The sequence below is a fragment of the Nonomuraea purpurea genome (assembly GCF_042650645.1).
GTDB classification, from domain to species: domain Bacteria; phylum Actinomycetota; class Actinomycetes; order Streptosporangiales; family Streptosporangiaceae; genus Nonomuraea; species Nonomuraea purpurea.
Genome location: NZ_JBHSBI010000018.1, coordinates 137,178 through 163,675, shown reverse-complemented (window position 1 = coordinate 163,675; position 26,498 = coordinate 137,178). Strand labels below are relative to the sequence as shown.

The following is a 26,498-nucleotide window of genomic DNA, read 5'->3' as shown; positions in this document are numbered from 1 at the left end:
CGCTCCGTTGAACGGAATAATGTCTGCGCATGCCCAGGGGAACCTCAGAAGTCAGCGAGCCGATGTATTTCGTGCTCACCGCGCTACGCGCGGGCCCGCTGCACGGTCACGCGATCAGCAAGTCGATCAAGGAGTTGTCGGGCGGGCGGGTCCAGCCCTCCGTCGGCACCCTCTACGGAATCCTGGAACGGCTGAACGAGCGCGGCGTGATCGCCGTGGACCGTGAGGAGACGGTCAACGGCCGCAACAGGCGCTACTTCAGGATCACCGACGAAGGCCAGGCCCTCGTGGAGGCCGAGGCCAGACGGATGCAGGCGGCCGCCTCCCTCGTCCTGCGGCCGTCGAATACATGACGGCCGTCGGGAGGGCCCGTGCGACGAGGGCCGCGAAAGCGGCGCCCCCTTCCCCGACGCCCACGGGGCCGGCGACCGTGCTGGAGCGGCGCTATCGGCGGCTGATGCTGGCCTATCCCAGGCCGTACCGCACGGCGCACGGTGACGAGCTGATCGACGTCCTGCTGGAGTCGGCCGACCCGGGCAGGACGGTTCCCGTGCCGCGCGAGGCGTGGGGCCTGCTCCTGGGCGGGGTCCGCAGCCGCGTCGTCCATCAGGCGCGGGGCAATCCGTGGGCGGACGGCCTCCACCTGGCCGTCACCGCCGTCGCGGCGGCGAACCTGGCCACGCTGCTGCCGTACGCGGGCGCGTTGCCGCTCTGGACGCTGTTATCGGCGCTGGCGCTGCTGGCCATCCAGCGCGGACGGGTACGGGCGGCGCTCCCGCTCACTCTCCTCACCGGCGCCAAGGCGGTCGCGATCGCGTCCGGCCGGCTGCTCTTCGATCTCACCCTGGTGCCCGTCTACCCGTCGGCGCTGAGCGACCAGGCGCTGTTCGAGTTCAGTGACCCGCTCGTGGTGGCCTCCGGTTACCTGGTCACGCTGGCCGGCCTGCTCGCGTTGAGCACGCGGCCGTCACCGCGGCGGGCCAGGTCCTGGTGGTGGTGGGCGGCGGTGCCGGTCGCGGCGTGGGCCGGGCCCCACTGGCTGGCGGACGACTCGCAGTTGCCGCTCAGCCTGAGCCGCATGGCCGTCGAGATGGCGGTGTTCGGGCTGGCCGTGGCGTTCGCGGCTCTGGCCCGCGACCATCGGTGGGCGTTGGCGTCGGGCATCTATCTGGCGGTGACGTCCGGCTGGCTGATCAGCCGCGTCGAGAGCCTGACCGACCAGCACCTGGCCTATTGGGCGCTGCTCGCGCTGCTGGCCCTGGGAGCGGCTGCCGCGCCCTTCCGCCAGCGGCGACACTGTCTGGATTGACCATACTTCGTTTAACGGACTATGGTCAATCGCCATGAACCGAACGACGCTGCCCACCGCACTGCTGGCGCTGGTCGTCCTGAGCGGCTGCGGGGGCGCCGCCGAGAACGCCGCCACACCCTCGCCGAGCGGCAGTCCGACCGCGGCCAAGGACAAGAAGCATCAGTTCGAGGCCGCCAAGGCCGACTGCATGAAGCAGAAGGGATTCAAGTACGTCCCGTACGTAAAGCCGGACAGGCAACTGACCGAGGAACAGCGACAGGCCGAGTCGGGCGACTACCAAGCGATGCTGAAACATCGCAAAAAATACGGATTCGAGATCTTCGCCCAGTTCGTCTACCCCAAGGAACCGGGAAGCCCCGAGGCTCAAGCCGCCGCAGGCTCACCGAACCCCAACCTCGCGATCCGGGAAAAACTCTCCGACACTCAGCACACGGCCTACCTGAAAGTCATGGACTCCTGCATGAGCGCGGCGGGCAAGCAGGTGCTCGGCATCGAGATCAAGTCGGTCATGGACTGGTACAACCAGACGTTCACAGCCTCGAAGCAGACGATCAAGAGCGAGCTCGACAGCGACCCCAAGCTCATCGAGCTCGGCGGTGCCATGGCCACCTGCCTGAAGAGCAAGGGCTACACGGTCACGAACGCCGCGCCGACCGCACTGTCGGTCCGCGGCCGGGAAGAGTTCATGGCCCTGGAGGACAAACTGGGCAGGGAACAACGCGGCGACGTGCCGGACAAGCCGACGGGCGGAGGCGAGAAGGAGTACGCCAGAGCGGACCTCACCCCCGCGCAGGCCAAGCCTCACCTGGCCAAGGAGACCAAGTCAGCGGTCGACGACCTCGAGTGCGGCAAGGACTTCTACCTGGCCTACCTGCCGAGGGAGACGGCGATCAGGCAGCGGGTCCACGAGCGCTACGCGATGTGACGTCCGCGCCGGATTGACCATGCTTCGTTGAACAGAGTATTGTCTCCCGCCATGATCCCCTCATCCCGTCCGGCGCTTGCCGCGCTCTCCCTTCTCGGGGTGGCCGTCCTCAGTGGTTGCGGGGGCACCACCGAGAACGCCGCACCGGCGCCGGCGCAGAGCCGGGCCGCCGACAAGAAGCACCAGCTCGAAGCCGCCAAGGCGGACTGCATGAAGCAGAAGGGCTTCAAGTACGTCCCCTATGTGTCGCCCGAGAGGGAAGCCACCGACGACGAGCGCAGACGCGACTCCGGCGATTACCAAGCGATGCGGAAATATCGCGAAAAGTATGGGTTCGGGGTCTTCGCCATGCATGTCTACCCCAAGGAAATGGGCAATCCGGCGATCAAGCCCGACGATCCGGAGATCAATCCCAACATGAAGATCCAGTCTGATCTGTCCAAGCCGCAGATGCAGGCGTACAGGAAGGCCACGGACGCCTGCACGATCACGGCGGTCCAGCAGGTGCTCGGGCTGAAGGTGAAGTCCCAGAAGGATTACTACAACGAGCAGTACAGGGCCATGAAACGGGCTTCCACCGCCGAAGTCGACAGCGATCCGCAACTTGTGGAGCTGGCCACCGCCATGGCCACGTGCCTGAAGGGCAAGGGCTACGCGATCAGCAAGGCCGTACCGTCCGCCATGGATAACCGCGGTCAGACGGAGTTCCTGGTCCAGGAGGACAAGCTCGGCCGGCAGCAGCGAAACGTGCCCGACGCGCCGCCCGCCAAGGAGGACGGGCCCCCGATGATCTACACACCGACGCTCACCCCCGCGGAGGCCAGGCCGTACCTGGACAAGGAGATCAAGGCCGCGCTCGACGACATCGACTGCGGCAAGGACTTCTACCCCGCCTACTTCCCGAAATCATCGGCGGTCTCCCGGAAGATCAGCGAACAGTTCGGCATGTGACCCCCCGATGAAGAAGTCACCGCGCAAACTCCTCACCGGCGTCATCGCCGGCGTCGTGCTCGTCGCCGGCGCCGGCTGGGCGGTGAGCACCCGGCTGCGTTCGCCCGCCGACGAGGCGGCCCGCCGGGCGGCCCCGAAGGCCTCGCTCATCACCGCCGCCGTCGAACGCCGCAAGCTCACCAGCACGGTCGTGCTCAGCGGCACCCTGGAGTACGGCTCGCCGCTGCCCATCAGCCTCGCCGGCGCCGTCGGCGGGGCCGCCGAACTGCAGCGTGTCACCCGGCCGCCGCGCAAGGGCCGGATCAAGGAGGGCGCGGTGCTGATGGAGGTGAACGGCCGCCCGGTGTTCGCGCTGCGCGGGTCCGTGCCGATGCACCGCACGATCGCCCCCGGCACCAAGGGCGACGACGTCGAGCAGTTGCAGCGGGCGCTGCGCAGGCTCGGGTACGGCGGCCCGACGTCGGGCGTGTTCGACCGGGCCACGATCGCCGCCGTCACCAGGATGTACGCCAAGAAGGGCTATGAGGCCCAGCAGCCGACCCTGACCGACAAGCAGGCGCACGACACGTTGCGCAAGGCCGTACAGACCGCGCAGGAGACGCTCGCGACCGAGAAGCAGGCCCTCGACCAGGGCAGGGACGTGCGGCCCCTGAAGATCAAGCTCGACAACGCCAAGGTGGAGCTGAAGACGGCCAAGCGCGCGCTGCAGTCCGCCCAGTCGCGGGAGCTCACCTCCGAGGACGAGGGCAAGCTGGCGACGGCCGACGCGGCCGTGCGCGCGGCGCAGGAGAAACTGCTGGAGGCCCAGCAGGCGCTCCAGGCGGCCAGGAACCCGCCGGCGAGCCCGCCGACAAGCACCGCCACGCCCGCCCCGACACCCGCCCCCGCGCCCTCCGCGCCCGACACCTCGCTGCTGGAGATGCGGGTGGCCAACGCCGAGGCGGACCTGACGCAGGCGTACGAGGCCCGCGACCGGGCCTTGGCGGAGGCGGGCGAGTCCAAGGACGCCAAGGTGGAGGAGCTGCGCAAGGCCGTACGAACCGCGCAGGACGCGCTGGCCACGGCCGAGCAGGCGCTACGCCAGGCCAGGCAGCTCTCCCCCACCAGGCTCAAGGTGTCCAACGCCGAGAAGGACGTGGCGGCGGCCAGGTCGATGCTGGCCGAGTTCGCGCGTACGTACGGCGCGTCCGTCCCGCCCGGCGAGGTGGTGTTCCTGCCGAAGTTACCGGCCCGGGTGCAGAAGACGGAGACGAAGGCAGGCCAGCAGATCAAGGACGAGGTCGCCACGGTGACGAGCTCCACGTTCGCGGTGACGGGCTCCGTCGAGGCGGCCGAGGCCGACCTGGTGCGCAAGGGCATGGAGGCGACCATCGAGCTCGACTCGGGCAAGTCGTCCCCGGCGCGGCTCACAGCGGTCGGCGAGGCGGCCAGGCTGCCCGGTTCGGAACCGCCCGCGGACGGGGCGCAGCCGGTCCTGCTCACGCCGGACACGATGAAGGGGCTCAAGGGCCTGGCGGGCAACGCGGTGACGGTGCGGGTGACGGTCGGCGCGACCAAGGATCCCGTCCTGGTCGTGCCCGTGGCCGCGGTCATCACCGCGGCGGACGGCAGGCCGCGCGTGCAGGTCGAGTACGCCACCGACCAGACCAAGGAGGTCGAGGTCCGCACGGGCCTGACCGCCGACGGGAACGTCGAGGTCACCGGCGCGCTCAAGGAGGGCGACCGGGTGGTGGTCAGCGGTGCCTGAGCCGGTCATCGAGCTCGACGGGATCTGCAGGGACTTCCCCTCGCAGCCGCCGGTGCGGGCGCTGGACACGGTCTCCCTGCGCGTGGGCCGGGGCGACTACCTGGCGATCATCGGGCCGTCGGGCTCGGGCAAGTCGACCCTGCTCAACGTGCTGGGCCTGCTGGACCGGCCCACCTCCGGCGGCTACCGTCTGGACGGCATCGACACGACCACGATGCGTGACGGGGCCAGGACCAGGCTGCGCGGCGACCGGATCGGCTTCGTCTTCCAGTCCTTCCACCTGCTCTCCCACCGCAGCGTGGTCGAGAACGTCATGCTCGCCGAGATCTACGGCAGGCAGAGCCGCAAGGGCAGGCGCGAACGGGCGCTGGCGGCGCTCGAACGCGTCGGCCTGGCACACCGGACGGAGTTCCCGCCCGACCGGCTGTCAGGCGGCGAACGCCAGCGCGCGGCCATCGCCAGGGCGCTGCTGGGCGAGCCGTCCCTGCTGCTGTGCGACGAGCCCACGGGCAACCTGGACAGCCGCAACACCGAAGCGGTCCTCGACCTGTTCGACGAGCTGCGCGAACAGGGGCTGACGATCGTCGTGATCACACACGAGCAGGAGGTCAGCGCACGGGCGGGACGCCGGGTCAGGATCACCGACGGCGCGCTGACGGAGCTGTGATGCACATACGTGACCTGATCGGCGAGTCCGTCGCCGGCATGCTCGCCAGGCCGGTGCGCTCGGCCCTGACCACGCTCGGCACCGTGCTCGGCATCACCACCCTGGTCGTCACACTCGGCGTGGCCGCGACCGCGGGCAACCAGATCGTCGGCCGATTCGACGAGTTGGTGGCCACGGCCATCACGGTCGAGGTGCCCGAGTCGCCGAACAAGCCGCTGGTGACCTGGGACGCGGTCGACCGCCTGACCCGGCTGCGCGGCGTGGAGTCGGCCGCCGCCGTGGCCGAGTCGAAGGAGAGCACGAACCTGTCCGTGCGTTCCAACGACATCGTCGACCCCACCCGGGTCACCACGCAGAACCTGTCCGTGCTGGCCACGACTCCGGGGTTGCCCGAGGCGGCGCGCGGCCGCATCGTCCAGGGCCGGTTCTTCGACACCGGCCACATCCAGCGGGGCGACCGGGTCGCGGTGATCGGCGACCAGGCGGCCAAGATGCTCGGCGTCACCCGGCTCGACAGGGCGCCGGCGATCTTCATCGGCAAGCACGCGTACACGGTCATCGGCATCCTCGGCGACCTGCGCCGCGAGCGGAACCTGAGCACCGCCGTGCTCGTGCCGCCCACCGTGGGCAGCCAGTTCGGGCTGCGCGACGTCACCAGAGTGCTGGTCAACACCACCCTGGGCGCCGCAGGGCTGATCGCCGGCCAGGCCCCGACCGCGCTCAGCCCAGGCAACGCCGACATGCTGCAGGTCGTCTCCCCGCCCAGCCCCACCAGGGCGCGGGACCAGGCGCAGGACGACGTCAACGCGCTCTTCCTGATCCTCGGCCTGGTCTCGCTCGTCGTCGGCGCCATCGGCATCGCGAACGTCACGCTCGTCACCGTGATGGAGCGCGTGCCCGAGATCGGCCTGCGGCGCGCGCTCGGCGCGGCCAGGCGGCACATCGCCGCCCAGTTCCTGCTGGAGTCGACGCTGATCGGGCTGACCGGCGGGGTGATCGGCGCCAGCGTGGGCTTGGTCGTGGTCGTCGCCGTCTCGGCCGCCAAACAGTGGACGCCGCTCCTGGACGCGCGCCTGGCCATCGCGGCCCCCGTCGCGGGGGCCGTGGTCGGGCTGCTGGCGGGGCTCTACCCGGCGCTGCGGGCGGCCAGGATGGAACCGGTGGACGCGCTCAGGTGAGCCGTTTCCGCCTCCGCTGCGTCATAGAGGTATGAGGAATTGGCGAATCGTGCTCCTGCCGGCGCTGCTGCTGGCCACGACCGCGTCCATGCCGCCGGCCCAGGCCGACGCGGCGTCCAGGAAGGTCCTGGTCGACTTCCGCAAGGAGGGCGGGTTCGCGGGGCTCAATGACCGGGTGCTCGTCTACGGCAACGGTTGCGTCCGGCTCAGCCGGCGTACGGGGCCGGCCGTGGACAAGTGCCTGACGGCCAAGGAGAACCGCACGCTCAGGACGTACCTGAAGAAACTGCGGATCGGCGGGTCGGAGCCTCGGCCGCAGGGGGCCGACTTCATCAAGTACACGCTCGCCTACGACCAGCGGCGGGCCAGCCGCTACACGCTGCCGGACGGCTGGCAGCCGGTGGTGCGGCACCTGGAGAAGATCATGGAGAAGTACTGGGCGCCCGACTGAGCGATCGGCCCCGCTGCCGGGTGCTCATCAGTTCCTCTTGTTGGGGTTCGGCGGGATGTTCCGCCGGCCACCGTGGGCACCGGCGTTCTCGTGCTTGTCCTTGGTGGAGCTGCTCTCGCTCGAGGTGTGCTCTTTCCTGTTCTTCTGGTTGAGCCCCCAGTCATCGTCCTCGTTGTTGTTGCCCCTCTTCCTGCCCAAGAACATCGTCAGGGGGCCGCCGGGGGTGGTGGGCTGCGACGGCACGCGCGCGCCGCCGGCGCCGACCGGCAGCGGACGGTTCAGGTTCTGCGCGATCTGGCGGAGCGGGGCGTTGACCCGGCTGCTCAGCGCGGGCGCCAGCACCTTGCCGACGCCCTGCCCGGCTACGACCCCGTCGAGGCCGACGCCCAGCTCACTGGCCTGACTGTGCCCCGGTCGGCTTCGGCGCGACCGGGCACCGCCGCACCGGGCAGGCCCGTACGCGAGAGTGAGCGGATGCCGGCCCAGATGGAGGTGGTCGCCGACCTCCAGCGCGTCCCCGACGACTGGCGCTGACTCACGACGTGGGCAGGGTGGCCTCCACGAGGAAACCGCCGTCGTCGTCCTCGCGTGTCTCCAGGGTGCCGCCGGCGACCTCCACCCGCTGCCGCAGGTCGAGCAGGCCCATGCCCGGGGCGGTGGCGGCGACCCAGGCGTCCGGCAGGCCGGGGCTGTTGTGGATGCCGATCCGCACGACGCCGCGAAGGTAGCGGACCCGCACCCGCACGTCGGCTCCCGGCGCGTGCTTGCGCACGTTGGTGAGGGTCTCCTGGACGACCAGGTACGCGGTCCGCCCGACGACCCCCGACATCGGCACAGGCGTGCCGATCACCACCAGCTCGGCGGGAACGCCCGCGCGGGCCGACTCGGTGATCAGCGGACGCAGGTCGGGCAGCGGCAGCCCCAGGTCGAACCCCTCCCCTGTGCCGCGTCGCAGCAGCGCCACCATGTGACGCAGTTCGTCCAGCGCCTCGCATCCCGTCGCGCGTAACTCCTCGGCCGCGGCCCTGGCGCGTTCGTCGCCCGCGGCCCCTGCCAGCACCCCTGCCTGGAGCACCATCCGGCTCACCCGGTGGGTGACCACGTCGTGCATCTCGCCCGCCAGCCGTTCGCGCTCGACCCGCTCCGACCGTTCGTCGAGCTCGCGCCGGAGGCGGTCGCGGACGGCCGTGTATCTGCCGTACAGGGCCGCGAACGCGATGGCCGTCTCGGTGCGCAGAACCAGCGGCAGCCAGTCGGCGAGGAACAGCGCGGCCAGGGCCAGGACGATCACCGGCAGCCATTGGAGCACCCCGCGCTCGGCCGCGAACGCCATCGCGCCGTAGGCGGCGAAGGCGCAGGTGGGCGGCCAGACGAGCACGTCGCTCGGGAGCGGGACCACCGTAGGGGCGAGCACGTACAGCACCAGCATCAGGATGGCCGTGCCTGCGCTGATCCAGGCGACGGCGAGCGGTGCCCTGCGCATCCAGAGCACCGGCAGCGCGGCCGCCAGCAGGATCACCAGGACCGGGCCAGAGTAGCCGGTCGCCAGCGTCAAGCCTCCCGCGACCAGGACCGCAACCGCGTCAACCGGTCGCGGACGGACACCGTCCACACACTCATCGTACGATCACCCGACCGGCCTGCCCAGCCTCCGCCGGCCGGGTTCAGCACCGCGAAACCCGCCCGGCGCCGACGACGCCGGACGGGTTCAGACCTTCGTGACGCGCATGGCGCAGGCCGCCGGGGTTCAGACCTTCGTGATGCGCACGATGCCGACGACGCGGGCCGCCGGGGTGGTTCAGATCTTTGTGATGCGCACGGCGTCGGCGATGACGTAGCCGGTCGCGGAGGTCCAGCGGCTCACGCCGACCACGTTGTACGTCCCGGCGGCCAGCGTGTACGTGCCCAGCACCCGCCACTGCCCGCCGCCGGTCCGCTGGTCGACCGCGACGGTCTGGTTGCCGCCCGAGGCCGCCACGATGTACGGCGTCGCGCTGTTGTAACCGGCGTTGGCCGGATACCAGACCTCGACCCGGTAGTCGCCCGCGCTCGGGATGGCCGCCCGATACCAGGCGGGGTCGCTGGCGGCGACCGGGTCGGCGAAGCGGTAGTCGGTGCCGTGGAGCTGGGTGGAGTAGGTGGAGGTGCCCCAGGCCGAGCCGGCGGTGAAGCCGGCTTCGGCGTTGTCGACCACGACGCTGAACGGCCCGCCGCCGCCCGAGCCGACGGCCTTGCCCGCGCTCGGCGCGCTCTCCTGGTGGGTCCTGTTGAGCGCGCTCACGTAGTAGGTGTAGGCGGATCCGGTGGCCGTCGTGTCGGTGAACGTCTTCTGCGTGGTCGTCTTGACCAGGTTGCGGGCGTCGGCGAAGAAGCACGGGTCGGCGGCCTGCGGTGTGCCGTCCACCCGGTAGACCGCGTACGACGTGGCCGAGCCCGTCCAGGCGAGCTGCACGCCGTTCGCGCCCTTGGTGGCCGAGGTGATCGCGGGGGCGGCGGGCGCGCTCGCGGAGCCGCGGGCGGGCAGGAGCGCGGGCTTGGTGTAGTGGGTGTTGACGAGCCTGGTCATGGCGCCGATCCGGTCGGCTTTGACGTCCTTGGCGCTGAAGAACACGTCCCCGACGACTTCGGGATGTTTCCTGTTGTCGGTCAGGTGGTCGCTGAGCTCGGCCGGGTCCTGCCAGGCCGCCTCCTGCCCCGAGGCGCCGGCGCGGTAGGCGGCCTGCCCGACGACGAGTTGTACGTCGGTGCCGCTGACCGCGTCGGACCACCAGGCGGTGAGCACCTCGTAGGCGGCGGTGGAGAACCCGATGTGCCAGTAGATCTGCGGCGCCAGGTAGTCGACCCAGCCCTGTTTCACCCACTTGCGGCTGTCGGCGTAGATCGCGTCGTACGACTGCAGCCCCGAGGTGCGCGAGCCGAGCGGGTCGGTGCCGGAGTTGCGCCAGATGCCGAACGGGCTGATGCCGAACGACACGTGCGGCTTGGCCGCGTGGATGCGCTGGTCCAGCTCGCGGACGAGCAGGTTGACGTTCTCGCGCCGCCAGTCGGCGACGTTGCCGAACGAGCCCCCGTACTTGGCGTAGGCGGCCGAGTCGGGGATGGACTGGCCGCTGACCGGATAGGGGTAGAAGTAGTCGTCGAGGTGCACGCCGTCCACGTCGTAGCGGGAGACGGCGTCCATGATCGCGTCCTCGATGAAGGCGCGGACCTCGGGGATGCCCGGGTTGTAGTAGAGCTTGCCGCCGTAGGCGAAGCGCCAGTCGGGGTTCTTGCGCGCGGGATGCGTGGAGACCAGCTTGGACGGGTCGTCGTGGTTGGCGATCCGGTACGGGTTGAACCAGGCGTGGAACTCCAGGTTGCGGGCGTGGGCCTCGCTGACCATGAACGCCAGCGGGTCGTACCCGGGGTTGCCGCCCTGGGTGCCGGTCAGCCACTGTGACCACGGCTCGTACGGCGAGGGCCAGAACGCGTCGGCTGTCGGCCTGACCTGCACGATCACGGCGTTCATGCGCTTGGCCACGGCCAGGTCCAGCCACGCGCGGAACTCGGCCTGCTGCGCCGAGACGCTCAGCCCCGTGCGGCTCGGCCAGTCGATGTTGGCCACTGAGGAGATCCACATGGCCCTGAGCTGGCGCTTGGGGGTGGCGGGGTTGGTCGTGCAGGCGAGTGAGGCGGTTTCGGCGGCTGAGGCGGGTGCCGGGGCCACGATGCCGACGAGTGCGGCGGTGAGCACGGCCAGGGCAGTACGCAGGAGCGCGGTCACGAAGGAAATCTTCAGCGAACGGCGAAAAAAGCGCAATGCTTTTCAGGGGCCCAATCTTTGCACCCGGTCAGCGAGGGCGAAAAGTTTCCTTCAACTCGGGAGTAATGTCAATTATCGACATATGTCAGGGCTTTCAGTACGGTGCACCCTGTCCCCTTGTGAACGAGGAGCACCCCTGATGACTCTCGCCCGCACGCGATTAGTAGCCCTCGCCACCCCTGTCCTCGCCGCCCTCCTCATCGCCGCAGGCCAACCGGCCACGGCAGAGGTCAAGGACGCGCCCCTCGCCACCGCCTTCGACAAGGCCGCGGCAGAGCAGGACGTACCCCGTGACCTGCTGGTCGCGCTCGCCTACTCCGAGACCCACCTCGACGGCCACAGCGGCGAGCCCAGCGCCAGCAACGGCTACGGCGTGATGCACCTGGTCAGCAACCCCACCAACCACTCGCTGGAGAAGGCCGCCGAGCTCACCAAGCTCCCGGTCGACAAGCTCCGCAAGGACGACGACGCCAACATCCTCGGCGGCGCCGCCGTACTGCGCTCCCACGCCGACGCCCTGGGCCTCGACGAGGCCGCCAGGGACGACACGGGACGCTGGTACCAGGCCGTGGCCAAGTACTCCGCCGCCGCCTCGCCCGAGACCGCCCGCCTGTACGCCGACGCGGTGTACGAGCAGCTCGGCCTCGGCCTCGACACCCGCGGCGTGCAGGTCAAGCCACAGGAGGTCACCGCCGACCGCGGCTCATACGCCAAGGTCCGCGACCTGAACGAGCGCGCCGTCGAGGCCGCCAGCCCCGACTACCCGCCGGCCGCCTGGGTCGCCGCCAGCTCCAGCAACTACCGGGTCTCCAACCGTGAGACCAGCTACAACATCGACCGCATCGTCATCCACGTGACCCAGGGCTCGTACGCGGGCACCATCTCCTGGTTCCAGAACCCCGCCGCGCAGGTCTCGGCCCACTACGTGGTCAAGTCCTCCAACGGCGCCATCACCCAGATGGTGCGCGACAAGGACGTCGCCTGGCACGCGGGGAACTCCTCCTTCAACAACCGGTCCATCGGGATCGAGCACGAGGGCTTCGTCAACGACGCCTCCTGGTTCACCGACGCCATGTACCGGTCATCGGCGGCACTGACCCGCGCCCTGGCCGACAAGTACGGCATCCCCAAGAACCGGACCGGCATCGTCGGGCACAACGAGGTTCCCGGCGCGACCCACACCGACCCGGGGTCGAACTGGAACTGGACCACGTACATGAACTACGTGACCGGTGGCACCACCCCCCCGTCGTGGACGACGACCGTCGACAACACCACGTCCGGCCAGTTCAGCGCCAGCGCCAACTGGGGCACCTCCACCTACTCCACCCAGCGCTACGGGGCCGACTACCGCTTCGCCGACCCGGTCGCATCCAGCGACCCGGCGTGGTACTCGGCCGCGATCCCGAGCGCGGGGACGTACCGGGTCGAGGTCTGGTATCCGGACGATCCCGGATACAACAGCTCGGCTCCGTACATCGTGGCGACCTCGGGCGGCAACCAGACCGTCTACGTCGACCAACGCTCCGGCGGCGGAGTGTGGAAGAGCATCGGCACGTTCTCGCTCAACGCCGGCACGTACAACGTGGTCGGTGTGAGCCGGTGGACGTCCGGCACGGGCCTCGTCATCGCCGACGCCGTGCGCATCAGCCGAGTCTGAGCAACCCCTGTACAGCCCGCTCCCGCTCCGGCGGGGGCGGGCCGTACGCCCTCCTCGGCCCTCAACCCGACACCCGCCGTACGACCTCCTCTGCCGTCAACCGGGCACCACGCCGGAATGCCGCCGCGAATTCCGCCTCCCCCAGCCCACGCAGCGCCGCACCCTCGATGCGATCGACATCCCCGCGCTCGCCCGCCGGCAGCGGGGCCCCGACCGTGCGACGGGCGGCGTCGGCCGCGCCGAGCAGCAGGGCCGCCCCCGTCCCATCGCCCTCCAAGGCGCGCGCCCCGGCCAGCCCCTCCAGCGCGAACGCGTACGCACGGGGATCGCCGAACGTGTGCGCCGCCGAAAACCCCTCCAAATGGAGCTTCCCGGCCAAGGCGGCGTCACCCCGCAACTCGGCCACGAACCCGAGCTCGCCCAGCACCAGCGCGACCGCCCCGCAGTTGCCCCATTCCCTGAACCGGTCGAGCACCTCACGCAGGTGCCGTTCGGCCTCGTCGAGGCGGCCCTGCCTGCGGGCGCCGAGGCCGAGCCCGATCATCGCGAACCACTGACCCGGCAGGAACGCCTGCTCGGCGGCGACCCGCGCGGCCCGCTCGTGCAGGGCCCGCCCGCCCTCGAAGTCGCCCCGCAGCAGGGCGAGCCTGCCCAGGGCCACCGTACGATCCACGACCGCCTGCCACAGACACAACTCCTCGGCCATGCGCAGACCGCCGCTCAGCAGCCTGGCGGCCTCCTCGTAGTCGCCGCGGATCTCGGCGAGGGCAGCCAGCGCGAAGATCGTCTCCGATTCGCCCCAGCGGTCGCCCAGCTCACGGAAGATCGCCGCGCTCCGCTCGGCCCGCTCGGCCGCCAGCCGGAGGTCGCCGTGGCCGAGCGCGGTGTTGGCCAGCGCGAACAGCGCCGCCGCCCGTCCCCAGCGATCATCCTCCGCCTCGGATCCGGCCAGGGCGTGCTCCAAGAGGACCTCGCTCGCCTCCAACTCGGCCACGCCGTACATCGCGAAGCCGAGGAACCAGCGGGCCCGCGCCATCACCTGGGGGTTCGTGGTGGCGGGATAGGCGTCGACGGCCGCCCGCACCCTCGCGACGGAATCGTGCCCCATGCCCTGAAGCAACTCCACCCCGGTCTGCAACATCCCCGCCTCCGCCACCAGCCCGACCGGCACACCCGCTTCACCACCCGCCGCGGTCTCCCGGGCTCGGGCCAGGGCGCGTCTGGCCTCGTCGAGTCGGCCGCGCAGGACCCAGTACCAGGTCAGCGCCGTAACAAGGGTGAGGGCGCGGTGGCCGGAGGCGTGGTCGAGGGCGCGGCGCAGGTTCGCGGCCTCGGCGTCCAGGCGGTCCAGCCAGTGGCGCTGGTCGTGGCCGCGTAGCCGCGCCTGCTCCACCAGGCGGGTGTAGTAACGGGCGTGACGAGTCCGTACGAGGTCCGTCTCCCCGGCCTCCCGCAGCCGCTCGGCGCTGTATTCCGCGACGGACTCCAGCAACCGGTAGCGAGGCCCCTCGGTGACCACGGCCAGCGACTGGTCGACCAGGCGGCCGAGGGCGTCGAGCACGTCGATCCCGTCACCGCCGCACACCTGCTCGGCCGCCTCCAGGGTGCAGCCGCCGGCGTGGACGGACAGGCGGCGCAGGACCGTACGTCCTGGTTCGTCCAGCAACTCCCAGCTCCAGTCGATCACCGCCTTGAGCGTGCGCTGCCGGGCGGGCACTCCACGCTGCCCGGCTCCCAGCAGCCGGAACCGGTCGTCCAGCCGGGCCGCCAGCTCCCGCACACCCAGCGCACGCACCCGGGTAGCGGCCAGCTCCAACGCCAGCGGCAACCCGTCCAGCCTGCGGCAGATCTCCACAACGGCGGGCAACTCCACCGGACCGGCCACGAACCCGGGCACCGCATCCGCCACCCGCGCCAAGAACAACCGCACCGCCCCCGCCTCCAGAACCCCGCCACCCGCCTGCGATGCCCCGTCCGGCAGTTCGGACGCGAGTGTCGAGGCCGTGGCGGGCAGCGGGGCATTGGGGTGCGGGGGCAGGGAGGACGGCACGGGGAGGGGCTCGACGGGGAGGAGGACCTCGCCGGGCAGGCCCAGTCGTTCCCGGCTGGTGGTCAGCAGGCGCAGCTCGGGAGCCGACCGCAGCAGCCGCGCCACCAGCTCGGCCACGTCCGCCACCAGGTGCTCGCAGTTGTCGAGCACCAGCAGCATCCGCCTGGGAGCCAACGCGGCGGCAAGCCGCTCACCCTGGTCAAGCGCCCGCGCCCGACCCTGAACGGCGTCGCGGATGCCGAGAACCGTCATGACGTGCTCGGCCACCGCCGGTCCCGAGCTGCCCCGATCGAGCGTCCCCAACTCCACCAGCCACACCCCGTCGGCGAAGTCGTCGGAGAGCAGGGTCGCGGTCTCGATGGCGAGCCGGGTCTTGCCCACCCCTCCCGGCCCGGTAAACGTGACCAGCCGGTGAGCGGCCAGCGACGACCGGGCCGCAGCCAGCTCCGCCTCCCGCCCCACGAGCGGCGTCACCTGAGCAGGCAGCGCGGCCCGCAGCGGCACGTCGACAGCAGCAGTGGCGGCGGAAGTGGCGGCGGTGAGGTTGGGGTTTTGGCGGAGGATGGCCTGGTGGAGGGCCATCAGTTCGGGGCCGGGGTCGGCCCCGAGGTCCCGTGCCAGCCGTTCCCGCAGGTCCTGGTAGCTCGCCAGGGCCTCGCCCTGGCGTCCGGCCCGGTAGAGGGCGCGCAGGTGGACGGCGCGCAGGCGTTCGCGTAGCGGGTGGCGTTCGACGAGTTCGGCCAGTTCCACGGCCAGGGGTCCGTGTTCGCCGAGTTCGATCCTGGCCAGCGCGTGTTCCTCCAGCGCCAGCAGCCGTTCCTCTTCCAGTCTGGACGCCGCCGCAAGCGCGAACGGCTCTTCGGCGAACTCCTCGAATGCCGCCCCGCGCCAGAGCGCGAGCGCCTCGCCGAGCAGCGCCGCGCGTCCCCGGGGATCGGGGTTCTGCCTGGCGCGGGCCGCCATCGCGGCGAACCGGCCGGCGTCCACCGCCTCGGTCTCGACCCGCAGCAGGTAGCCGGACGAGCGCCGGACGACCAGTTCCGCCGAGCCCAGCGCCCCGCGCAGCCGCGACACCTTCGTCTGGAGCGCGGAGGCGGGGTTGGCGGGCAGTTCCGCGCCCCACAGCGCGTCCACCAGCCGATGGACGGGCACGGGGGTGCCGGGGTGCGCGAGCAGGTCGGCGAGCAGGGTGCGGACCTTGGCCTCGCCGATCGGAACCGGCTCTCCCTCCTCGGTCCACACCCGTAGCGGGCCGAGCACCCCGAAACGCATGCCGCCACGTTACCGACAGCCGACCGACCGTGAACCGAAAGCCCGCCCCCGCAAGATCGCCCTATGACGACTGTGGAGAACACCGCGCGAGCGGGCATGCGGGAATGGGCCGGGCTGGCCGTCCTCGCGCTGCCCACCGTTCTGCTCGCCCTCGATATCAGCGTTTTGCACCTGGCGGTCCCGCACCTGGCGGCGGAGCTGGCGCCGAGCGGCACCCAGCTTCTGTGGATCATGGACGTGTACGGCTTCATGATCGCCGGCTTCCTGGTCACCATGGGCTCGATCGGCGACCGGATCGGCCGCCGCAGGTTGCTGATGATCGGGGCGGCCGCGTTCGGCCTGGCCTCGGTGCTGGCGGCCTACTCCACCAGCCCCGCCATGTTGATCGTCACCAGGGCGCTGCTCGGCGTCGCGGGGGCCACGCTGATGCCGTCCACGCTGGCGCTGCTGGGCACCATGTTCAAGGATCCGCGTCAGCGAGCTGTCGCGATAAGCGTGTGGATGACGGCGTTCACGGGCGGCACCGCCATCGGGCCGCTGGTCGGCGGGGTGCTGCTGGAGCGGTTCTGGTGGGGTTCGGCGTTCCTGATCGGGGTGCCGGTGATGGTGGTGCTGCTGGTGGTGGCTCCCGTGCTGCTGCCCGAGTCCAAGGACCCTCGGCCCGGCCGGGTCGACCTGGTGAGCGTTGCGCTGTCACTGGCCACGGTGCTTCCCGTGGTCTACGGGGTCAAGGAGCTGGCCAAGAACGGCCTGTCGGTGCCGCCCCTGCTCGTGATGGCCGTGGGGGCCGCGATCGGGGTCTGGTTCGTCCGGCGCCAGCGCACGCTCGCGGTGCCCCTGGTGGACCTGCGCCTGTTCCGGGAGCGCGGATTCACGGCGGCGCTGATGATCATGATGCTGGCGGTCACCACGTCGGGCGGCATGCTGATGATGGCCGCCCAGTACCTGCAGCTCGTCAGCGGGCTGTCCCCCCTGACGAGCGGGCTCTGGCTGCTGCCGCCCACGCTGGCGATGATCGTCGGAACCCTGCTCACCCCCGTGCTGGCCCGCTGGATGCCGCCCGGCCACCTGATCGGCGCCGGGCTGGTGCTGGCGGCGGCGGGCTACGTGTCGCTGATGGCGGCCGACGGGACGCCGATGGTCGCGGTCGTGGGGCTCGGGATGGGCTTCCTCGGCCTGGCGCCGATGATGGTGCTCGGCACCGACCTGGTCATCGGACTGGCGCCGCCCGAGCGGGCGGGGTCCGCCTCCGCCATGACGGAGACCAGCGGCGAGTTGGGCAACGCGCTGGGCATCGCGCTGTTCGGCAGCCTCGGTACGGCCATCTACCAGGCGTTCGCCACCGTTCCCGAGGCAACACCCGGCCCGGCCGCCGCCGCGGCCACCGAATCCCTGCCCGCCGCCGCGGCCGCCGCGCAAACGCTGCCGGGGCAGGCGGGCGCGGAGTTGCTGGAGGCGGCCAGGCAGGCGTTCATGACCGGGTTCAGCGTGGCGGGGGCGGTCGGGGCGGGTATCGCGCTGGCGCTGGCAGCACTGGCCTTCACCGCGTTGCGGCACCTGACCAGGCAGTAAAGATCCCGCCCCTCCCCCATGTCTTCGTGGACGACGCTCAGAAGTCGAATTCACCGAGCTTCGCGCCGCCCACGAAGGCACGGAAGACGCCGCCTCGCAGGATGATCGGCGGGACGTCGGGCTGCTCGGAGTCTCGAACCGCGTATCTGTCACCGCTCAACTTGGCCGCGTAGAGGCAGTCCCCTCCGTCCGGGCCGGAGAGCGTCGACTTCGTCCACTGTGCCGTCTCTAGTTCAGCTCGCAACTCATCGCCGATCTTCATACCGTGCCGCCACCTCACGTACTAGACGCTGGCTTACATGTGTGGGATGTGCCCATTTGTGAATTGCGTCATATATGACGTTAGCGCGTCGTACCGTGTCCTCGCGAGCGGATATGGAACCATGCGCAGCGGAATCGACACTGACATGGTCCGGCATACCGTCGCCCTGAGCGATGGAGAAGCCTCCGAGCACACCTGCTGTGGCACCCACCTCCAGCGGCACGATCTGGAACGAGATGTTGGGCCGCTCGACCATCCGCAGCAGATGCTCAAGCTGCTCGCACATGACGTCCTCCCCGCCAACCGGCCGGAGGAGGACGCATTCGTCGAACAGCGCCCAGTACAGGGGCGGATCCTCACGCTCGAATATCTCCTGCCGCCGACGACGCGTCTCGACGGCATCTTCGACCCACCGCTCGGTGGCCCAGGGTGCGACAGAGAGGAGGGCCCGCGCATAGCGAACCGTCTGGAGGAGTCCCGGGACCACGAGTGGTTGCCAGGTCCGGATGGTGTGCGCCCTTTCTTCCGCTTTCGGCCACTCGCTGAACCACTTCGGCACCGACATGACCGTTGTATTGGGCAGCAGTTCGAGGAGATCCCCGTAAAGGCCCAAGACTGCTTCGGCCATGAGCGTGAACTTCTTGGTCGGTCTGCGCTTTCCGCGCTCAATCAGCCCGACCAGGCTCTCACTGCATGAAAGCAGCTCCCCGAGCGCCGTTTGCGACAGGCCCGTCGCGTTGCGGGCCTTCTTCAACACTTCGCCGTATGTCCGCGTGTCATCGGTCATGGATATCCACGCCCTTCCGAAGCACTCCGACAGCACCGCCACATCCGTCTGGATACAGACGGTGACATGACGATTACAAAATAGCGAGGAAGCGCCACTCTGGTAAGTGCCTCCGGACGCTGAGTTACGCCTCTTGTCTGGATCAAATGACGGCACAACACACCAAAGTCGGTGATTCTATGCGTGCGGCAACCACACCAGAGGTCGCTCTATGGCGGGATACGACCCTGCGCCGGAACGACAAAACGTCGTGGCAGGCGCGGCAGGCGACCGGGCTGTGGCTGGCGGACAGCCATCCCGTGGTCCGGGCCGACGCCCTCCAGATCGTCGCCGAACTGGTGGCGAACGTCATCCAGCACGTGCCGGGAGGGCCGCAGCGCAACTGGGTCGCGCTACGACTGGGCTTCGGCGACGAATTCATCCGCCTGGAAGTGACCGACCCGGGCACTCACGACACAGAGCCTCGTTTCGCCGCCCTCCAGGTGGAATCCGAGGAGGAGTCAGGCCGTGGACTCGGCATCGTGGCGGCACTGAGCATCCGGTACGGGACAGCCGTCGGCGCGAACGGTCACCGTGTCGTATGGGCCGACCTCGCGCACACTCACGACGGCGCGCCGGGGACGAGCTCGCTGTGACCGTGACCAGGAGGTATCCGGGTTGGCAGATCATGGAAGGCGCCGGGGGCGGCTACATCGCGTTCCGTAAGGAAGTCGCGCTTTCGTGTGCCGGTCAGCGTCGATCCCGCCCCGGTCGGCCACCAGGATCGGGCCCTGGCGCCCCCGTGAGTCACGCGACCCCGGCTCATGTCAGGCCGTGGATGGGTCCGTCACCGTACAGCGCGGCGACGTCGACCAGGAGGACATCGCGGCGGTGTCCGGCGGCGTCGATGACATCGGGATGGAAACCGTGCAGAGAGAACAGGGCGAGGGTCGCGTCATCGGGCCGGTGCCCCTGGTCGGCGAGCAGGGTCCGGATACGCTCGAGGCGCTCGAGGTCCTTGAGTCCTCGGGGCTGGACGGTGGCCTTGGCCTCACCGATCAGAGCGATGGCGGCTCGGGGATTTTGAGGGCGCTCGCCAGGGGCCATGGCGAGCAGATCGACCTCGTGCTTGGTCCGGGCGGTCGGGTCGGCGATCTCCGCCGTACCCACCGCGCCGAGCGACAGCCCCGTCTCGTCGATGGCGAAGGAGCGGACCCATTCGCGCGCGGTCTCCTCGAAATGCGGGCCAAGGATCTTCGAGTGGTACGTCGGTCGGGAAGACTGCCACACCTGTGCACCGCGCCGCCGTTCCACCAGGTCCACCATGGGCAGTGTGATCAGCTGGTTGAAGCGGATCACCGGGTCCGTCACGGTGATGGCAGGGTGCCGCGCCTTGAGCAGGTCCTGCTCCTTGCGCACGTAGCCGGTGGACTCGAGCAACTCCAGCGGGGCAACCATGGCGGAGCGGGACCGTTCCAGCATCGAGCCGACCTTCGCCGGGGTCGAGGCGCCCCGGGCGACCGCGGACAGTACGTCGTAGTACAGCGTGCGGTGGGTGATCCGCGGGTCCTCGCGCAGCAGGAATTCCGCCTCCACCCGGGAGTAGAGGGCCCGTCCCGGGTCCAGCAGGGTGCGTTCCACCCAGGGTGCGAACTCGGCCTCACTCTGCGGGGCCCGCCCCGCGGCCAGCGGCCGATAGCCGGGGGCGCCGCCCAGCACGGAGTCGACCTGCAGTGCTACTGCCGGGTCTGCGATTCCCCAGTGGGTGCGGGCGGTGCGGTAGTCGAAGGCAGGCAGGCGCAAGTCCAGAACGGCTCGGCCGCGTAGCGGCTTGGTCCCGGACAGCAATTCGGACATCACGCTCATCGCCGAGCCGCACAGCACGATTCGGCCGCCGGGCGCCTTGCCAGACTGCGACTGGTCGTACAGCAGTTGCAGAAACCCGGGAATCTCCGGGGAGTGCTGCAGCAGGTACGGCAACTCGTCGATGACGATCAGTGGCGCCCCGGAGGCCCGGTTCACCACCTCCAGCGCGGCGCTGAGCGCATCCCGCCAGTCGTCCAGCCGCATCGCCCCGGGGCGCACACCCGCGTGTGCGGCGATCGTCTCGGTGAACCGGTGCAGTGCGGGCACCCGGCCTTCCTCCTGTACAGCGGTCAGGTACAGCCCGCCCACTGCTTCGGTGAGTGGCTCCAGCAGGAACGACTTCCCGTTTCTCCGGCGCCCCGAGACAATGGCCAGCCGCAGCTCGGTGGCGGGATCGGCGAGAAAATCGTTCAGGAGGGCCCACTCGTGATCGCGGTCCAGCAGCCGCCCCGGCTTGTCGACCTGTCCAGCCACAGCTTCCCCGATTCTGTTTAGGTACACCTATACAAGAACGGTACGGGCTGAGTTTACTCTTAAACCCGCCGACAGTGCCATGCTGCATCGAGAGGCGCTGGCCTGCCGCCTGCCGCCGAGACCGGAGTGCCGCTGGCGCGCTGGTCCTGCCCAGAACTGGCCGCCGAACTGGCCTTGCCGCCACGCCGTTCTGACCGGTCGCTGCGCACGTCGGACGCGCCTACAGTCGGTGGCCTTGGGCATGCGGCTGGGTGGGACGCCGGGGTAACTGGTCAGGCGGTTGCGCCGCCGTCGATCACGTGGTCCGTTCCGACGACGAAGCTCGACTCCGGTGACGACAACCACAGCACCGCCGCGGCCACCTCCTCGGGTGTGGCGACCCGGCCGATCGGCAGCGCGTCCTTCATTCGGGTGTCGCGGTCCTCGCGCGTCTCACCGGGCCGCGTCGACATCGGCGAGTCGATGGGGCCGGGGCTGACGGAGTTGATCCGCACATTGTCGGCGATGTGGTCGCGGGCGGCGTTGCGGGTCAGGAAGCTCACACCCGCTTTGGAGGCCGCGTACGCGCCCGCTCCGGCCAGCCGCCAGTGCGCCCCCAGGTTGGAGGAGACGTTGACGATGACACCGCCCCCGTGGGCCCGCATGTGGGCGATCTCGTGCTTCATCGACAGGAACACGCCCTTGAGGTTCACGGCGAGCACGTCGTCCCATACGTCCTCGTCGTAGTCGGCCAGCGGCGCGATGGTGCCGAAGATCCCGGCCGCGTTGCAGGCGACATGGAGCCCGCCGTACCGGGAGACGGCGGCCTCGACCATGGCGGCGACCTGCGCGGAGTCGGTGAGGTCGGCGGCGAACGCGCCGGCCCGCCCGCCTTCCTCCTCGATCGACTTGACCACCTCGGCGAGCTTGGCGGCGTCACGTCCGGCCACCAGCACGGCCGCGCCCTCCTTGGCGTACGCGAGCGCCACGGCCCGCCCCAGCACCCCGGTCGCGCCGGTGACGAGGGCGACCTTTCCCGCAAAACGACCCGTCATAATTCCATACCAATCATTCTTGAATTTCGATGGTTTTCATGGCCTGATCGACCGCGTCACGCAACCGGCGCGGATCGGGGTCGGCCCTGCCGAGCACCCTGACGCCCTGCAGCAGCACGAGCAGGAACCTGGCCAGCGCGTACGGGTCCTTGCCCGCCGGGATCTCCCCCTGGGCACGCGCCCTGACGAGCGCGCCGGCCAGCACGGCCTCCAGCCCGGCCCAGCTCTCGGCGACCTTCCTGGCCACGGCCGCGTCGCGCATCCCGAACTCCACGGCCGTGTTGACCACCATGCAGCCACGCCGCAGCTCGTCGGCCAGGCATTCGGCCACGTAGGACTCGAGGAAGGTCCGGATGGCGGGCAGCGCGGGCCCCGGCTGGGCCAGCGGCTCGACCACGTTGCGGTCGGCCACGTAGAGCTCCAGCGCCTTCAGGTAGAGCTCGCGCTTGCCGCCGAAGGTGCCGTAGATGCTCGCCCGCGCGACGCCGAGGCGGGCCACGAGGTCGGCCATCGAGGTCGCCTCGTAGCCGCGCTCCCAGAACAGCTCCAGCGCCTCGCGCAACGCGACGTCAGGATCGAACTCCTTGCTCCTTGCCACACCGGGACGCTAACATATTCAAGAACGATCAGTCTAATTAGTCACCTGGGGGTCAGTACCGCCCGCCAGTCGCCCGTCCTGGTGTTGCGATTGGCCGCGAGCTGCGTCATCCGCTTGCCGTCCACGCTCACGAGCACCAGCCCGTTGGTGAACTCGTCATCGCACTTGCCCGCGCAGCCCAGCGCGATGACGTTGTCGTCGTCGGCCCAGGCGTGCAGTTGCAGCACCCGCTGCCGACCGGCGATCTGCCCCGTCTGGACATCAGTGATCTCCGTCGGCAGCCCGTCCGGGCCCAGGAGCAGCCGACCGTTGGGCGATACGGCCGAGAGCGGCGAGTAGCCGACGTACCGCTGGTCCGCCGGGGCGTCACGCCGCCGGCCGTCGAGGCTGTAGAAGACGCGGTCCGGCCTGGTGTTGGTGGGCGCCCAGAGCATGGTGCCATCCAGGGACCAGCCAAGGTCCTGCCGGCTGTTGCCGTTGGAGATCGGCTCCCCGGTGATCCCGTCAGGCAGCGGGGCCAGCTCATGGTGCTCGGCCTCGCCCGTCCGGGCGTCCACGATGTAGTAGCCGGTCCGCGGGCTGGGCTGCTCCGCCCGGTCCCTCTGTACGACGTCCGGTCTGCTGGAGTAGGTGGTGGCGAGGATCTTCGTGCCGTCGGGGGACCAGGCGACGGAGGCCGCCGGATGCTCCAGCTCGATCCACGACAGGATCTGGCGGGTGTTCATGTCCAGGATCCCGAGCCGCCTGCCGATCAGGTCGCCTTCGAGCACGGCCGCCACCTGCAGCCCCGGGGCCACGTCCACCCAGGCCCAGGAGGTCCGCTCGTAGCCGCCCGTGCGCGGGTCGTACAGCGACCATGTCCGCCGGAAGAGCTCCCGGTTCTCCGGGAGGGGCTCCAGGCTGTGGGTGTAGAAGGCCGACACGGCCATGCGGCCCGCCGCGATCAGCTTGGTCGGCGGGCTGTTCTCCGTGTCGGTGCGCACGTCCGTCGGCGCGGGCGCGGGCCGGACCGGGAGTTCGATGGCCGGGCGCACGGGGTCCGGCGGCTCGTTCTGGCCGGTCACGAAGACGGCGATCGCCGCCACCAGCCCGACGACCAGCGCCGCCGCGCCCGCGGGCTTCCAGGCGCGCCTCCGTAGCGCCCGGTCGGCCAGGTCGTGCGGGACCACGCTCTCGTCGGCCCACTCGTGCAGGGTGTCGCGAAGCAGGCGGGTCACGTGACGGCCTCCAGTTCGTCGGCGAGTTCGGGGGCGACTTCGCGCAGGCGGGCCAGCGATCTGTGCGTCGTGCTCCTGACCGTGCCGACCGAGCAGCCCAGCACCTGCGCGACCTCCCGCTCCGGCAGGTCCTCGAAGTAGCGCAGCACCAGGACCGTGCGCTGACGCGCGGTGAGCCTGGACAGGGCGGCGCGCAGCACCAGGCGCAGCTCGCTCTGATGGTGGCGGTCGCGCTCCTCCGGCTCGGGCGCCTGCGTCCGCACCAACTCGACGCGCCGCCGTCCGGCCCGCCACCAGCTGATCTGCTGCCGGTACATGATCTGCTTGGCGTACGCCTCAGGCGCGTCGACCGTCCGCCACTTGGTCACCAGCTTCGCCAGTGCCGTCTGCACCAGGTCTTCGGCCGCGTGCTGGTCACCGCCGGTGAGCAGGAAGCCGAGCCGCATCAGCGCGGGAGACCGGTCGGTGACGAATTCGCGGAAACGCTGCTCTTCCGCGGCGTCCACGATCACCTCCAGGGGATAGGTATCACCCTCTCAGACGCCCGCGGCCCGGCCCGCTATGCGCCGGGCCGGGAAGAATCCCCGCTTCCGTCCACCGGCCGGACCTGCCTGGGCAACCGCAGCAGTCCCAGGGAGTCCTGTTCGCCCCTGCGCCGGATGACGTCGTTGATCGCCTGGGTGATCTCCGCCTTGTCGTAGTCGCCCTCGGGCACCTCGTTGAGGTAGGCGAGCATGTCGGCGGGCACGCGCACGTGCTCGGAGACCCGCGCGTACACCTCCCGCACCGGCACCCGTTCCCGCCCGCGGAACGCCTCGTCAATGGCCTGCTGGAACTCGTCAAGCACGGCTCGGTCGGTCATCTGTCATCCCCCCGAAAGATCTCCCGCCTGCTACCCACATACGGGGCGCCCGTAACGTGGCGCAGCGGCTTTGAGCTGGGCTTTCGCAGGTACTCGCTCCTCATGGGTGAGAGCGTCAACGCCGCTCACTACCGTGAGTGCGCGCGCAGGAGCCACGGCCGCAGGACCGGCAGCACGTTGGCCGGCTGCATGGCGCTCATGTGGTCGAGCTCGTCGAGGATCTGGACGTCCCAGCCGAGCGCTTCGAGCTCGGCCCTGTGCCGGATCAGCGGCCCGCCGAGGCTGACGCGCACCCCGCCCCACCGCTCGTCGTAGTCGATCTCGTCGGCGGATCCGGCGAAGCACAGCCGGGGGCAGGAGAGCCGGACGGCCCGGTCGTCGAAGTCCGTCAAACCTTGGTAAAGAGTGACGAACTGCCGGCTCTGCTCCTCGGTCGTGCTCACCTCGACCGAGGACCAGTCGTACTCCCCTGCGGCGCTCTTGGGGGCCGCCGGCTTGGGGTTGACGGCCAGCTCGTAGGTGGCCGTCGTGACCCGCAGCATCTCCGCGTACGGCCCGTCGTAGGCGGGGAACCCGCCCATCGCCAGCGCCGACAGCCGGTCGGTTCTGATCGCGAGCTGCAGCCCGCTGAGCGCCAGCCACGAGTACCCGTAGTACGCGAACCGCTCCGCCTCCGCCGCGTCGGCCACCGCCAGCAGGTCGGCCGCGATGTTGGCGGGCGTGAGCGTGTCGGGCTTGGGCGTGCTCATGACGTGGCCCTGGTAGTCGAAGGCCACGACCCGGAAGGCGTCGCTGAGCCCGTCGATCAGCGAGCGGCCCAGTGCCGGGTCCATGCCCCACTTGCGCTGCTCCTCGGCCTGCTCGCCTTCGGCCGGCCGTGGATCGACGGGCAGCAGCACGGCCGGCCCCGAGCCGTGCACCTCCACCTCGATCGTGGCCCCGTCGTGCAGTTTCGCCTCGGCCATTAGACTTCCCCTATCTCATTACGCCGTAAAGTGATGACCTGAAGAGAATAGCTTATGCCGTAAAGAGTCTCAACAGCCCGGTGATGCGAGAAGCGCCTGGCTCTTTGCCCCATCCGGGAGGAAGATGAGCGCAGGTGCGAGGAAGGGGGGCCTCCGGTGATGCGGCTGTCCGTACGGCTCGTTCCAGTCGGTGCCAGCACCCTGGTCATCGCCCTGACGGGAGAACTCGACTCGACAACCGGGCCCGTGCTGGCCGCCTTCCTCGACCCGCTGCCGGCCTCGGCGGTGAAGTACGTGATCGTGGCCGCGGGCGACCTGCGGTTCTGCGACCTCAACGGGCTCGCGCAGTTCGCGGAAACCCACCGGGCCATGCAGGCCAAGGGCGGCTACCTGGCCGTGGCCGAGCCGCAGCCGCCGCTGCGCCGTCTCATCGCGCTGGTGACCGAGCAGGCCCCCGGCTCCATCCCGGTGTACACCAGCATGCCCGAGGCCCTCGTGGGCACCGACGTCGAGATCTACGAAACGACCGGCCCGCCCACCCCCGTGGGCCGCCACTTACCGCGCCTGCGCCCCCCTGCGGGGGGCCGTACCCGGCGCCGCCCGCCCCCGCGCGCCGAACGGGAAGAGGCCGAGCTGCCGCCGATCATCCACCAGGCGCGCACGCTCCGCGCCCAGATCGCCCAGCAGCAGCAGACGATGGCGCTCCGGCTCGACACCGCCCACCAGGCCCGCACGGCGCTCGACTCCACCCGCAGGCGCTGCGGCGACAGCCTGCAGGCCATGCGCGTCAACCTGGTGCGGGCGCGCTCGGCCATGGACGGCAGGCCGACGCGCCCGCAACAAGTCGCCGAGCTGGACGAGCCGTGA

26 protein-coding genes are annotated in these 26,498 nt (G+C 70.3%); 13 read left to right on the top strand and 13 right to left on the bottom strand.

Annotated elements, in window-relative coordinates; genetic code table 11:
* The first annotated feature begins 29 nt into the window (after window positions 1–29).
* From ACFOY2_RS32285 to ACFOY2_RS32250, 8 genes are read left to right on the top strand one after another with little or no spacing between them, the layout of a single operon-like run.
* Window positions 30–353, top strand: a complete 324-nt coding sequence (locus ACFOY2_RS32285; protein WP_379531875.1) for a PadR family transcriptional regulator — start codon at window positions 30–32, stop codon at window positions 351–353.
* On the top strand, window positions 350–1,309 hold the full coding sequence (locus ACFOY2_RS32280; protein WP_379531874.1) for a hypothetical protein: 960 nt from the start codon (window positions 350–352) through the stop codon (window positions 1,307–1,309). The genes ACFOY2_RS32285 and ACFOY2_RS32280 overlap by 4 nt, the downstream gene beginning before the upstream one ends.
* A gap of 34 nt (window positions 1,310–1,343) precedes the next feature.
* Entirely contained in the window at window positions 1,344–2,237 is an 894-nt protein-coding gene (locus ACFOY2_RS32275) for a hypothetical protein (RefSeq protein ID WP_379531873.1), read from the top strand.
* Between the two features lie 51 nt (window positions 2,238–2,288).
* Window positions 2,289–3,188 (top strand): hypothetical protein, encoded by a 900-nt coding sequence (locus tag ACFOY2_RS32270; protein WP_379531872.1) that lies wholly within the window; start codon window positions 2,289–2,291, stop codon window positions 3,186–3,188.
* A gap of 7 nt (window positions 3,189–3,195) precedes the next feature.
* The gene (locus ACFOY2_RS32265) at window positions 3,196–4,935 is read left to right on the top strand and encodes a peptidoglycan-binding protein (RefSeq protein WP_379531871.1); all 1,740 of its coding nucleotides are present in this window, start codon (window positions 3,196–3,198) and stop codon (window positions 4,933–4,935) included.
* Complete coding sequence (locus ACFOY2_RS32260) at window positions 4,928–5,602, top strand: ABC transporter ATP-binding protein (protein ID WP_379531870.1); 675 nt, start codon at window positions 4,928–4,930, stop codon at window positions 5,600–5,602. The genes ACFOY2_RS32265 and ACFOY2_RS32260 overlap by 8 nt, the downstream gene beginning before the upstream one ends.
* Window positions 5,602–6,780: an ABC transporter permease gene (locus ACFOY2_RS32255; protein WP_379531869.1), complete on the top strand. Its 1,179-nt coding sequence runs from the start codon at window positions 5,602–5,604 to the stop codon at window positions 6,778–6,780. The genes ACFOY2_RS32260 and ACFOY2_RS32255 overlap by 1 nt, the downstream gene beginning before the upstream one ends.
* A 31-nt stretch (window positions 6,781–6,811) precedes the next feature.
* Entirely contained in the window at window positions 6,812–7,231 is a 420-nt protein-coding gene (locus ACFOY2_RS32250) for a hypothetical protein (RefSeq protein WP_379531868.1), read from the top strand.
* A gap of 27 nt (window positions 7,232–7,258) precedes the next feature.
* Here the strand turns inward: ACFOY2_RS32250 and ACFOY2_RS32245 are convergent, their stop codons facing one another.
* A complete protein-coding gene (locus ACFOY2_RS32245; protein WP_379531867.1) occupies window positions 7,259–7,573 on the bottom strand; it encodes a hypothetical protein in 315 nt (104 codons plus the stop codon).
* A 63-nt stretch (window positions 7,574–7,636) separates the two neighbouring features.
* On the opposite strand from ACFOY2_RS32245, the gene ACFOY2_RS32240 reads away from it, so the two are divergent.
* Window positions 7,637–7,765, top strand: coding sequence for a hypothetical protein (locus tag ACFOY2_RS32240; protein WP_379531866.1), 129 nt, complete (start codon window positions 7,637–7,639; stop codon window positions 7,763–7,765).
* A 1-nt stretch (window position 7,766) separates the two neighbouring features.
* Here the strand turns inward: ACFOY2_RS32240 and ACFOY2_RS32235 are convergent, their stop codons facing one another.
* Entirely contained in the window at window positions 7,767–8,843 is a 1,077-nt protein-coding gene (locus tag ACFOY2_RS32235; RefSeq protein WP_379531865.1) for a sensor histidine kinase, read from the bottom strand.
* Window positions 8,844–9,029: 186 nt separating this feature from the next.
* The gene (locus tag ACFOY2_RS32230) at window positions 9,030–10,994 is read right to left on the bottom strand and encodes a family 10 glycosylhydrolase (protein WP_379531864.1); all 1,965 of its coding nucleotides are present in this window, start codon (window positions 10,992–10,994) and stop codon (window positions 9,030–9,032) included.
* Between the two features lie 178 nt (window positions 10,995–11,172).
* On the opposite strand from ACFOY2_RS32230, the gene ACFOY2_RS32225 reads away from it, so the two are divergent.
* Window positions 11,173–12,693 carry a golvesin C-terminal-like domain-containing protein gene (locus tag ACFOY2_RS32225; protein ID WP_379531863.1) on the top strand — a complete coding sequence of 507 codons (1,521 nt, stop codon included), beginning with the start codon at window positions 11,173–11,175 and terminating at the stop codon, window positions 12,691–12,693.
* 61 nt (window positions 12,694–12,754) lie between these two features.
* Here ACFOY2_RS32225 and ACFOY2_RS32220 read toward each other — a convergent pair whose 3' ends face one another.
* Window positions 12,755–16,015 carry a BTAD domain-containing putative transcriptional regulator gene (locus ACFOY2_RS32220; protein WP_379531862.1) on the bottom strand — a complete coding sequence of 1,087 codons (3,261 nt, stop codon included), beginning with the start codon at window positions 16,013–16,015 and terminating at the stop codon, window positions 12,755–12,757.
* A gap of 63 nt (window positions 16,016–16,078) precedes the next feature.
* Between ACFOY2_RS32220 and ACFOY2_RS32215 the strand changes: the two genes are divergently transcribed.
* Window positions 16,079–17,587: an MFS transporter gene (locus tag ACFOY2_RS32215; protein WP_379531861.1), complete on the top strand. Its 1,509-nt coding sequence runs from the start codon at window positions 16,079–16,081 to the stop codon at window positions 17,585–17,587.
* A gap of 37 nt (window positions 17,588–17,624) precedes the next feature.
* On the opposite strand, the gene ACFOY2_RS32210 is transcribed toward ACFOY2_RS32215, so the two are convergent.
* Together ACFOY2_RS32210 and ACFOY2_RS32205 are read right to left on the bottom strand one after the other, a co-directional pair.
* On the bottom strand, window positions 17,625–17,849 hold the full coding sequence (locus ACFOY2_RS32210; protein ID WP_379531860.1) for a DUF397 domain-containing protein: 225 nt from the start codon (window positions 17,847–17,849) through the stop codon (window positions 17,625–17,627).
* Window positions 17,833–18,636: a helix-turn-helix domain-containing protein gene (locus ACFOY2_RS32205; protein ID WP_379531859.1), complete on the bottom strand. Its 804-nt coding sequence runs from the start codon at window positions 18,634–18,636 to the stop codon at window positions 17,833–17,835. The genes ACFOY2_RS32210 and ACFOY2_RS32205 overlap by 17 nt, the downstream gene beginning before the upstream one ends.
* Before the next feature lie 179 nt (window positions 18,637–18,815).
* On the opposite strand from ACFOY2_RS32205, the gene ACFOY2_RS32200 reads away from it, so the two are divergent.
* A complete protein-coding gene (locus ACFOY2_RS32200; RefSeq protein WP_379531858.1) occupies window positions 18,816–19,271 on the top strand; it encodes an ATP-binding protein in 456 nt (151 codons plus the stop codon).
* A gap of 166 nt (window positions 19,272–19,437) precedes the next feature.
* On the opposite strand, the gene ACFOY2_RS32195 is transcribed toward ACFOY2_RS32200, so the two are convergent.
* From ACFOY2_RS32195 to ACFOY2_RS32165, 7 genes are all read right to left on the bottom strand, one after another.
* On the bottom strand, window positions 19,438–20,955 hold the full coding sequence (locus ACFOY2_RS32195; protein WP_379531857.1) for an AAA family ATPase: 1,518 nt from the start codon (window positions 20,953–20,955) through the stop codon (window positions 19,438–19,440).
* A gap of 272 nt (window positions 20,956–21,227) precedes the next feature.
* A complete protein-coding gene (locus tag ACFOY2_RS32190) occupies window positions 21,228–21,989 on the bottom strand; it encodes an SDR family NAD(P)-dependent oxidoreductase (RefSeq protein WP_379531856.1) in 762 nt (253 codons plus the stop codon).
* Between the two features lie 13 nt (window positions 21,990–22,002).
* Window positions 22,003–22,587, bottom strand: coding sequence for a TetR/AcrR family transcriptional regulator (locus ACFOY2_RS32185; protein WP_379531855.1), 585 nt, complete (start codon window positions 22,585–22,587; stop codon window positions 22,003–22,005).
* Between the two features lie 41 nt (window positions 22,588–22,628).
* Entirely contained in the window at window positions 22,629–23,804 is a 1,176-nt protein-coding gene (locus ACFOY2_RS32180) for a hypothetical protein (protein WP_379531854.1), read from the bottom strand.
* The gene (locus ACFOY2_RS32175; protein ID WP_379531853.1) at window positions 23,801–24,310 is read right to left on the bottom strand and encodes a SigE family RNA polymerase sigma factor; all 510 of its coding nucleotides are present in this window, start codon (window positions 24,308–24,310) and stop codon (window positions 23,801–23,803) included. Before ACFOY2_RS32175 ends, ACFOY2_RS32180 begins: the two co-directional genes overlap by 4 nt.
* 53 nt (window positions 24,311–24,363) lie before the next feature.
* Window positions 24,364–24,666: a hypothetical protein gene (locus ACFOY2_RS32170; RefSeq protein ID WP_379531852.1), complete on the bottom strand. Its 303-nt coding sequence runs from the start codon at window positions 24,664–24,666 to the stop codon at window positions 24,364–24,366.
* A 128-nt stretch (window positions 24,667–24,794) separates the two neighbouring features.
* On the bottom strand, window positions 24,795–25,631 hold the full coding sequence (locus ACFOY2_RS32165; protein ID WP_379531851.1) for an alpha/beta fold hydrolase: 837 nt from the start codon (window positions 25,629–25,631) through the stop codon (window positions 24,795–24,797).
* Window positions 25,632–25,790: 159 nt separating this feature from the next.
* Between ACFOY2_RS32165 and ACFOY2_RS32160 the strand changes: the two genes are divergently transcribed.
* On the top strand, window positions 25,791–26,498 hold the full coding sequence (locus ACFOY2_RS32160) for an STAS domain-containing protein (protein WP_379531906.1): 708 nt from the start codon (window positions 25,791–25,793) through the stop codon (window positions 26,496–26,498).

Bases quoted from the DNA above. Each gene is read 5' to 3' on its own strand.
- ACFOY2_RS32220 (WP_379531862.1), bottom strand. From the start codon at position 16,015: ATGCGTTTCGGGGTGCTCGGCCCGCTACGGGTGTGGACCGAGGAGGGA.
- ACFOY2_RS32285 (WP_379531875.1), top strand. From the start codon at position 30: ATGCCCAGGGGAACCTCAGAAGTCAGCGAGCCGATGTATTTCGTGCTC.
- ACFOY2_RS32270 (WP_379531872.1), top strand. From the start codon at position 2,289: ATGATCCCCTCATCCCGTCCGGCGCTTGCCGCGCTCTCCCTTCTCGGG.
- ACFOY2_RS32280 (WP_379531874.1), top strand. From the start codon at position 350: ATGACGGCCGTCGGGAGGGCCCGTGCGACGAGGGCCGCGAAAGCGGCG.
- ACFOY2_RS32205 (WP_379531859.1), bottom strand. From the start codon at position 18,636: ATGACCGATGACACGCGGACATACGGCGAAGTGTTGAAGAAGGCCCGC.
- ACFOY2_RS32160 (WP_379531906.1), top strand. From the start codon at position 25,791: ATGCGGCTGTCCGTACGGCTCGTTCCAGTCGGTGCCAGCACCCTGGTC.
- ACFOY2_RS32225 (WP_379531863.1), top strand. From the start codon at position 11,173: ATGACTCTCGCCCGCACGCGATTAGTAGCCCTCGCCACCCCTGTCCTC.
- ACFOY2_RS32250 (WP_379531868.1), top strand. From the start codon at position 6,812: ATGAGGAATTGGCGAATCGTGCTCCTGCCGGCGCTGCTGCTGGCCACG.
- ACFOY2_RS32210 (WP_379531860.1), bottom strand. From the start codon at position 17,849: ATGAAGATCGGCGATGAGTTGCGAGCTGAACTAGAGACGGCACAGTGG.
- ACFOY2_RS32215 (WP_379531861.1), top strand. From the start codon at position 16,079: ATGACGACTGTGGAGAACACCGCGCGAGCGGGCATGCGGGAATGGGCC.
- ACFOY2_RS32275 (WP_379531873.1), top strand. From the start codon at position 1,344: ATGAACCGAACGACGCTGCCCACCGCACTGCTGGCGCTGGTCGTCCTG.
- ACFOY2_RS32265 (WP_379531871.1), top strand. From the start codon at position 3,196: ATGAAGAAGTCACCGCGCAAACTCCTCACCGGCGTCATCGCCGGCGTC.
- ACFOY2_RS32170 (WP_379531852.1), bottom strand. From the start codon at position 24,666: ATGACCGACCGAGCCGTGCTTGACGAGTTCCAGCAGGCCATTGACGAG.
- ACFOY2_RS32200 (WP_379531858.1), top strand. From the start codon at position 18,816: ATGCGTGCGGCAACCACACCAGAGGTCGCTCTATGGCGGGATACGACC.
- ACFOY2_RS32255 (WP_379531869.1), top strand. From the start codon at position 5,602: ATGCACATACGTGACCTGATCGGCGAGTCCGTCGCCGGCATGCTCGCC.
- ACFOY2_RS32165 (WP_379531851.1), bottom strand. From the start codon at position 25,631: ATGGCCGAGGCGAAACTGCACGACGGGGCCACGATCGAGGTGGAGGTG.
- ACFOY2_RS32190 (WP_379531856.1), bottom strand. From the start codon at position 21,989: ATGACGGGTCGTTTTGCGGGAAAGGTCGCCCTCGTCACCGGCGCGACC.